The organism is Alkalibacterium subtropicum (assembly GCF_900112455.1).
Taxonomy (GTDB): domain Bacteria; phylum Bacillota; class Bacilli; order Lactobacillales; family Carnobacteriaceae_A; genus Alkalibacterium; species Alkalibacterium subtropicum.
Map to the genome: position 1 here is coordinate 20718 of NZ_FOLT01000008.1, position 8404 is coordinate 29121.

Sequence of the window (8404 nt, forward strand, 5' to 3'; positions counted from 1 at the left end):
AACTATACAAACTATAAAATGAATAATTGAGATAAAAAAGTTATGAAATTGTTTGAGGAGGAAAAATCACTTGACTGAAGAAAGAGAAGCACGTATGGAAAAGATAAACTTATCCAGCGAGATGAGAAAGTCTTTTTTAGACTACGCGATGAGTGTTATTGTATCTCGTGCTTTACCCGATGTGCGTGACGGGTTGAAACCTGTGCATCGACGTATATTGTATGGTATGAATGAACTGGGGATGACCCCGGACAAAGCCTTTAAAAAATCTGCCCGTATCGTCGGAGATGTTATGGGTAAATATCATCCACACGGGGATTCGGCGATCTACGAATCGATGGTCCGCATGTCCCAGGATTTCAGTTTCCGTAACCCTCTGATCGACGGCCACGGAAACTTCGGGTCCATCGATGGCGACAGTGCCGCAGCCATGCGTTATACAGAGGCCAGAATGAGTAAAATGGCTCTGGAAATGCTGCGGGACATCAATAAAGATACCGTGGATTACCATGATAACTATGATGGATCGGAACGTGAACCGAATGTTCTGCCGGCGCGTTTTCCCAACTTGCTGGTCAATGGGGCATCAGGGATCGCTGTCGGGATGGCCACGAATATCCCGCCGCATAACCTGAGGGAAGTCATCAAAGCCTGTCGTATCGTGATGGAAAACGAAGACGCCACGGTGGCAGACTTGATGGAAGTCCTGCCCGGACCGGATTTTCCAACAGGAGCCATGGTTCTAGGTAAGTCTGGAATAAGAAAAGCCTACGAAACAGGTAGAGGGTCTATAAAAGTAAGGGCTAAAGCAAGGATCGAAGTTCAGCCTAACGGTAAAGAACGCATCATCGTGGATGAAATTCCCTACTTAGTCAATAAAGCTAAACTGGTTGAACGCATAGCAGATTTAGCTCGAGATAAACGTATCGAAGGCATCACCGACTTGAACGATGAATCAGACAGAGACGGGATGCGTATCGTTATTGATGTCAGACGTGACGTGTCAGCCAGTATTATTTTAAATAACTTGTACAAGATGACACCACTGCAGACATCATTCGGCTTCAACATGCTGGCGATCGTCAATGGGGTACCGAAAACACTGGGACTGAAAGAGATCCTGGTTGAATATCTGAAACATCAGCGTATCGTCATCCGCCGAAGAACCGAATACGACAAGCGCAAGGCAGAAGCGCGTGCGCACATTCTCGAAGGTCTGCGTATCGCCCTGGATCATATCGATGAGATCATTTCGATCATCAGAGGATCCGACACGGCAGATGTCGCTAAAAATGCCTTGATGGAACGTTTTGGACTGAGCGACCGTCAGTCACAGGCCATCCTTGATATGCGTATGGTGCGTCTGACAGGTCTGGAAAGAGAGAAAATCGAAGGGGAGTACCAGGACCTTCTGGCACTCATCAGTGACCTGGCTGATATCCTGGCGAATCCTCGGCGCGTCCACGAAATCATTGCTGAAGAACTGGAAGAGATCGCCGACAAGCATGGCGATGACCGCCGCACAGAACTCCTGGTAGGGGAATCGCTCAGTCTGGAAGATGAGGACCTGATCGAAGAAGAAGAGATCGCAGTGACGCTCTCGCATAACGGCTATATGAAGCGCATGGCGATTTCCGAGTTCAAAGCACAGAACCGTGGGGGCCGAGGCGTTAAAGGCATGTCAACGAACACAGACGACTTTGTGGAAACACTGGTCACCTGTTCGACTCACGACCTGCTGCTGTTCTTCACGAATACCGGGAAAGTGTATAAGGCCAAAGGATATGAGATTCCGGAATACGGCAGAACAGCCAAAGGGATCCCAGCCATCAACTTCTTGGGTATCAATAACGATGAAAGTATTCAGGCGATCATCAATACCAGAGGCGAAACGAAAGAGTCCGATCATCTTTTCTTCACGACGCGAATGGGCACGGTAAAACGTACCGCTTTCTCTGAATTTGAAAATATCAGAACGAGCGGACTTCGAGCCATCGTGCTGAAAGAAGATGATGAACTGATCAGTGTGGCTGTCACACATGGTTCTGACCATATTGTTATCGGGACCCGTCAGGGCTATGCTGTCAGCTTCCATGAAGAAGACGTCAGAAGCATGGGACGTGCCGCAGCGGGGGTCAGAGGTGTCCGGTTAAGAGAAGACGACTATGTTGTCGGTATGGACATCCTGAATCCGGATTCCGAAGTGCTGGTGATCACTGAAAAAGGTTACGGCAAACGCACAGCTGCCTCCGAGTACGCCATCAGAGGCCGTGGCGGTAAAGGGGTCAAGACCGTTAATATCACGGATAAAAACGGCCCGTTAGTCGGTCTGAAAACTGTTCATGGGGAAGAAGACATCATGCTGATCACCACAAGCGGTGTGATCATTCGCTTCCATGCGAAAAACATTTCTCAGACCGGCCGGGCGACCCAGGGTGTCCGGTTAATGAGACTTGAAGATGATATCTATGTCTCGACGCTTGCGAAAGTCGAACCTGAAGAAGAGGAAGACGAGGACGAACTGACTGATACCGAAACTTCAGAAACAGGCTCAGCAGCTGATGAAGTTGCTTCAGAGAATACAGAAGATGTAACTGAAGAGGATACGGACGAATAAGTCGAAGGACCTTTTATAGTTACTGAACAGAAGAAGAGAGCAGCCAGTAAAATGAGCTGCTCTCTTTTTTGGCTGAAGAGTCAAAAAAACCTTGTAATTTGATCAGTCGTGTGCTATAATATTTCGGAGTGAGTACTCTATATAGAATACTCTCCTTGCTCTTTCAAATGAAGGGGCCAAAGTCCATAAGGAGGTGACAGTCAAAGATGAGTCAATCAGCTAAATATGAAATTTTATACATTATCCGTCCTGATCTTGATGAAGAAGGTAAAAAAGCTTTAGTAGAGCGTTTTGAAACTATCTTAAAAGATAACGGTGCTGAAGTAACTGAATCAAAAGACTGGGCGAAACGCCGTTTTGCGTATGAAATTAAAGGATACCGCGAAGGAACATATCGCTTAGTAAACTTACAAACTTCAGATGCAGCAGCTATCAATGAATTTGAACGCCTAGCACGCATCAATGACGACATGCTACGTCATATGATCGTTCGTCTAGAAGACTAATGTTTCACGTGAAACATTTTATTGATTGCCTTTTTAAGAAAGGAGCCACTTTGATTGATTAACAATGTCGTACTAGTTGGAAGATTAACTAGAGATGCTGAACTTCGTTATACGGGTAGCGGGATAGCCGTTGCTTCATTTACTGTAGCTGTGGAACGTCCATACACCAATGCGCAAGGTGAGAGAGAAACTGATTTCATCAATTGTGTGGCTTGGAGGAAAACAGCTGAGATCATTTCTAACTATACCCGCAAGGGCTCGTTAGTTGGAGTAACTGGTCGTATGCAAACGCGAAACTACACGAACAACGAAGGTAGAAAAGTTTATATTACAGAAGTTGTCGCTGAAAACTTCCAAATGCTTGAACCTAAATCAGTCACTGAAAAACGTGCGCAAAATGAGGGGTCAAGTTCTAATTCTGGATTTTCTCGCAATACTTCAAATAATTCAAATTATTCGCAGAATACCAATCAAGCTCCAAGAAATAATTCTAAAAGCAATTACGCGAATTTCGATGAGGATCCGTTTGACTCAAACAATGATTCGATCGATATTTCCGATGACGATTTACCATTTTGATTCAAGAATAAAAGGAGGATTATAACATGGCTGGACGTAGAGGCGGAAGAAAGCGCCGTAAAGTTGACTTCTTTGCTGCTAATCATATTGAATATATCGATTACAAAGATGTTGATTTATTGAAACGTTTCATTTCAGACAGAGGTAAAATTTTACCACGTCGTGTAACTGGAACTTACGCTAAAAACCAACGTAAATTAACGAAAGCAATCAAACGTGCTCGTATCATGGGCTTGTTGCCGTTCGTTACTGAAGATTAAACCATTTGCGGAAGCTGTGACAGTGATACATACTGTTACAGCTTCTTTTGATTTTAAATGTTTCACGTGAAACATTTAAATACTGACATCTAGTATAGAAGTAACCTTGTAAACGTGTTAAAATATAAGGAAATAGTTATAATGACGATGTTAAGAGGAGAAAATATGAATAATAAGTCACAGGAAGAAAATCTTCCTAAATTACTGAATCACCCTTATTTGAAGCGCATGCTTCTGTTTGCGGTAGCTGTTCAGTTCACGATGACGGTATTGAGTTTCTTTGCATATATCTGGCTCGGGGCATTGATGTTAGTGTTGTTCCTGATCACTCTTGTCATCATATGGCGATTCAGCAATGAATACAACGAAGAATTGAATAACTATATACTTAACCTGTCTTACCGTATCAAACGTGGACAACAGGAAGCACTGATCAAAATGCCGATGGGGATCATCCTGCTCAATGATGAAAACCTTATTGAATGGATCAATCCTTATATGCAGCTGCAGCTGCCTAGTGACCAGCAATTTTTAGGCGAACCGATCAGAGAAGTGAATAGGGATTTGTCAGATTATTTTGACAATGAAAAAAGAGAAGATTTCAATTTAGTGGAATGGAACGAGAAAATATATAAAGTTTCTCTTCAAAAAGATATCAATGCGCTTTATCTGCTGGATATAACAGAATACGCTTCGATCACGGAAGAATATGAAAAAACACGTCCGGTCGTAGGCTGGCTGTTTTTAGACAACTACGATGAAATTACGTCAGGTCTTGACGACAGAGGGGTTTCAGGCTTTGACAGTCTGCTGACCACCTATTTCTCTAACTGGGGAAAACAACACGGTATCTTTTATAAACGTATTTCGGATGACCGCTACTTCCTGCTTTTAGACAGAGAAGAACTGGAGCGCCTGGAAAATGACAAATTCAATATCATCGACAGCATCAGAGACCGGACATCTAAACGCAATCTGCCGCTGACGATAAGTATCGGTTTATCCTATGGTGATGCTTCCTTTGACAAGCTGGCGGATATCGCTCAAAACAATCTGGATCTAGCCCTTGGACGTGGCGGAGATCAGGCAATCGTCAAAGCGATCGATGAAGAACCACGTTATTACGGGGGTAAGACTAATCCGATGGAAAAACGGACACGTGTCCGCTCCCGCATGATCAGTCAGGCCATGCAGAAACTGATGAATGACAGTGAAACGATATATGTTATGGGACATAAGAACCCAGATATGGATTCAGTCGGCTCTTCTCTTGGGATCGCCCGTATAGCCATGATGCTCAAAAAAACAGTGTATGTCGTTATCGACGAAGACGATGTCAATAAAGACGTAGCCAAACTGCTTGAGGAAATAAAAAAGCACAAGCAAGTGAATGCTAACCTTATCTCTTCCACAGAAGCTGAACGAATGATCGATGCCAATGATCTGGTCGTATTAGTGGATCACCATAAACCCGTGCTATCGATCGCACCAAACTTGCTGAAAAAAACCAGACGTAACATGGTCATCGATCATCATAGACGGGGTGAGGAATTCACTGAAAATCCACTGCTAGTGTATATCGAACCTTATGCCTCTTCAACAGCTGAACTGATTACTGAGTTGTTTGAATACGTGTCGACAGATGGCGAACCGATCAACCGTATCGAAGCCACAGCGATGCTGGGTGGTATCGTGGTAGATACGAACAATTTCAGTCTGAGAACAGGTTCCCGTACCTTTGATGCCGCGAGTTACCTGCAGTCTGTTGGAGCCAATTCCACCATGATACAGAGACTACTGAAAGAAGATCCTGAAAGCTATCTAAAGCGCAGCCAGTTGATCGAAACCCTCGAATATGTCATCGATGGTGTAGCGATCGCCTATGGAGCGGATGATGAAATCTATCCCTCTGTCACTGCGGCTCAGACAGCAGATACGATGCTCAGCATGTCAGGCGTCGAAGCGGCCTTTGTCATCACTCGGCGTTCTGAGGAGACAGTAGGTATCAGTGCTCGAAGCTTAGGCAAGATAAATGTTCAGGCCATCATGGAAAAAATGGGCGGGGGCGGACATTTGTCCAATGCTGCCACACAGATCGATGGTCAGAGTATTTCAGAAATAATAGAAGAATTAAAAGAAGTTATACATTCTCAACTAGATTAACAGAGAGAGGGAGTTAAAAACTATGGAAGTTATTCTATTAAAAGACGTAAAAGGAACAGGTAAAAAGGGAGAAGTAAAAAAAGTTTCTGACGGTTATGCCAGAAACTTTTTGATCAAAAAAGGTTTTGCTGAAGAAGCGACCTCATCAGCAAAAAAAGAGCTGACGATGAAGAAAAAGGCTCAAAAAAGAGAAGAACAGGAAATACTGGAAGAAGCTAAAAAAGAAAAAGAGACCCTAGAAGAGAATGCGATCGAAATCCACGAGAAGGCTGCCGAAGATGGTCGCCTGTTCGGATCTGTGACCACCAAACAGATCGCAAAAGCTATTGAAAAACAACTGGGTATAAAAGTAGATAAAAGAAAAATCAACCAGACCATGCCGATGCGTTCTTTAGGCAGTCAGAAAATGGATGTTAAACTGCACAGAGATGTGACAGCAGAAATAACCGTGCGTGTTCTGGCCAAAGACGAGTAACAAAGAACTGAATAAAATAGAACAGTCCAGAATCAGGAGCTAGCATGTTTACAGGGGTCTATCCCTGATTCATGCTAGTTTTCTTATGCGTTGTTTCACATGAAACAATCATTAGCAAACGTATGTTCCTTTATATACTTTTTTCAGGAGATAAGGTACAATAGAGAAACAGTGAACGACATGAAAGGAAGTTAGACATCGAGATGGACGTTATAGGTGATCGCTTACCTCCACAGAATATAGAAGCCGAACAATCTGTCCTGGGGTCAATCTTACTTGATCCTGAAGCTATTATTCCGGCTATGGAGTATGTGGAAGCGAATGATTTTTATCGTCGTGCGCATCAGCTTATTTTTCAATCCATGATTGAATTGAATGAAAAGAATGAAGCCATAGACGTCATTACCATTGCTAATAATTTGGAATCGAAGGACCAGCTGGAGGATGTTGGCGGCACACCTTATCTGGCAGAACTTGCTACGACAGTTCCCACTGCGGCCAACGTTGAACATTATGCTAAAATCGTCGAAGAACGTGCCATACTGCGAAACCTGATTCAGACAGCAACTGAAATAGCTTCTCAGGGCTATCAGGAAACAGGTAATATCCCTGATTTACTTGATGAAGCAGAAAGAAGGATTCTCGAAGTTTCCGAGAAGAAAAGCAGAAGCGGCTTCGTTGACATAGAAACAGTCTTAAGAAATACAATCAACAATATCGATGATCTTTTTCAAAATGATGATGACATCACAGGCGTCTCTACCGGGTATAAAATGCTCGATCAGATGACAGCAGGCCTGCATGAAGACGAACTGATCATTCTGGCCGCACGTCCGGGTGTAGGTAAAACGGCCTTTGCCTTGAACGTGGCCCAGAACATAGGAACGAAAACGGATGAAAATGTTGCGATATTCAGTCTGGAAATGGGAGCAGAGCAGCTGGTCAACCGTATGCTCTGTGCGGAAGGGACGATCAATGCCTCGCACCTGCGAACGGGTCAGCTGACTGAAGAGGAATTCACGAAACTGTTCGTGGCCATGGGCAGTCTGTCTAAAGCGAATATTTATATCGATGATACCCCTGGGATCAGAACAGCTGAGATTCGTGCCAAATGCCGTAAACTCAAGCAGGAAAAAGGAAGCATCGGCCTGATCGTGATCGACTATCTCCAGCTGATCGAAGGAACAGGTCGGGAGAGTCGTCAGCAGGAAGTTTCTGAGATTTCCAGACAGCTCAAAAAGCTGGCCAAAGAACTGTCTGTCCCTGTGGTTGCCTTGTCTCAGTTGTCACGTAGTGTGGAGCAGCGTCAGGACAAGCGTCCGATCCTCAGTGATTTAAGAGAATCCGGTTCGATCGAGCAGGATGCCGATATCGTAGCCTTTTTATACAGGGAAGACTACTATCGCAGTGAAGACGGTGAAGAAGAGGAGGCGGCGGCAGATGAGAATGTCGTTGAAGTCATCCTTGAAAAGAACCGTTCAGGAGCTCGAGGAACAGTTAAATTGCTGTTTATCAAGGAGTACAATAAATTTTCTTCTTTATCCTACTATCCCGAAAGCGACATACCGGGTTAAACAGTTAGAGCGATCCCTTTTGTATCCACCTTTAAAAAGGCGGGAGAAAAGGGATCGCTTTTTTATAGTATAGGAAAGTATAAAATTTCAAGGACACTATCGTTATTGCGTTAATGCTTTCCGGATTACACCTCGTTTGAAAAGATACTGGTAATTATGAAAGTGATGCGTGCCCTTCAAGATGAGACAGCCGGGCTGGAGGTCATGGAATGAGGTGGCGCGTGCCCTTC

7 protein-coding genes are annotated in these 8404 nt (G+C 44.1%); all 7 read left to right on the top strand.

The window, feature by feature from the left end:
• Positions 1-94 precede the first annotated feature (94 nt).
• The 7 genes from gyrA to dnaB all read left to right on the top strand — a co-directional run bounded on the left by gyrA (position 95) and on the right by dnaB (position 8174).
• Positions 95-2617, top strand: coding sequence for a DNA gyrase subunit A (gene gyrA, locus BM049_RS08325; RefSeq protein WP_177188660.1), 2523 nt, complete (start codon positions 95-97; stop codon positions 2615-2617).
• A 206-nt stretch (positions 2618-2823) separates the two neighbouring features.
• Positions 2824-3123, top strand: a complete 300-nt coding sequence (gene rpsF / locus BM049_RS08330) for a 30S ribosomal protein S6 (RefSeq protein ID WP_091530448.1) — start codon at positions 2824-2826, stop codon at positions 3121-3123.
• Positions 3124-3177: 54 nt separating this feature from the next.
• Complete coding sequence (ssb, locus tag BM049_RS08335; protein ID WP_091530450.1) at positions 3178-3702, top strand: single-stranded DNA-binding protein; 525 nt, start codon at positions 3178-3180, stop codon at positions 3700-3702.
• 26 nt (positions 3703-3728) lie between these two features.
• Complete coding sequence (gene rpsR, locus BM049_RS08340) at positions 3729-3962, top strand: 30S ribosomal protein S18 (protein WP_091266708.1); 234 nt, start codon at positions 3729-3731, stop codon at positions 3960-3962.
• A gap of 165 nt (positions 3963-4127) precedes the next feature.
• Complete coding sequence (locus BM049_RS08345; RefSeq protein WP_091530601.1) at positions 4128-6125, top strand: DHH family phosphoesterase; 1998 nt, start codon at positions 4128-4130, stop codon at positions 6123-6125.
• A gap of 22 nt (positions 6126-6147) precedes the next feature.
• Entirely contained in the window at positions 6148-6600 is a 453-nt protein-coding gene (rplI, locus tag BM049_RS08350) for a 50S ribosomal protein L9 (RefSeq protein ID WP_091530453.1), read from the top strand.
• A gap of 203 nt (positions 6601-6803) precedes the next feature.
• Positions 6804-8174 carry a replicative DNA helicase gene (dnaB, locus tag BM049_RS08355; RefSeq protein WP_091530456.1) on the top strand — a complete coding sequence of 457 codons (1371 nt, stop codon included), beginning with the start codon at positions 6804-6806 and terminating at the stop codon, positions 8172-8174.
• Positions 8175-8404 lie beyond the last annotated feature (230 nt).

Excerpts from the sequence above, each read along its gene's own strand:
- gyrA (WP_177188660.1), top strand. The coding sequence starts at position 95 with ATGGAAAAGATAAACTTATCCAGCGAGATGAGAAAGTCTTTTTTAGAC.
- rpsF (WP_091530448.1), top strand. The coding sequence starts at position 2,824 with ATGAGTCAATCAGCTAAATATGAAATTTTATACATTATCCGTCCTGAT.
- rpsR (WP_091266708.1), top strand. The coding sequence starts at position 3,729 with ATGGCTGGACGTAGAGGCGGAAGAAAGCGCCGTAAAGTTGACTTCTTT.
- BM049_RS08345 (WP_091530601.1), top strand. The coding sequence starts at position 4,128 with ATGAATAATAAGTCACAGGAAGAAAATCTTCCTAAATTACTGAATCAC.
- rplI (WP_091530453.1), top strand. The coding sequence starts at position 6,148 with ATGGAAGTTATTCTATTAAAAGACGTAAAAGGAACAGGTAAAAAGGGA.
- dnaB (WP_091530456.1), top strand. The coding sequence starts at position 6,804 with ATGGACGTTATAGGTGATCGCTTACCTCCACAGAATATAGAAGCCGAA.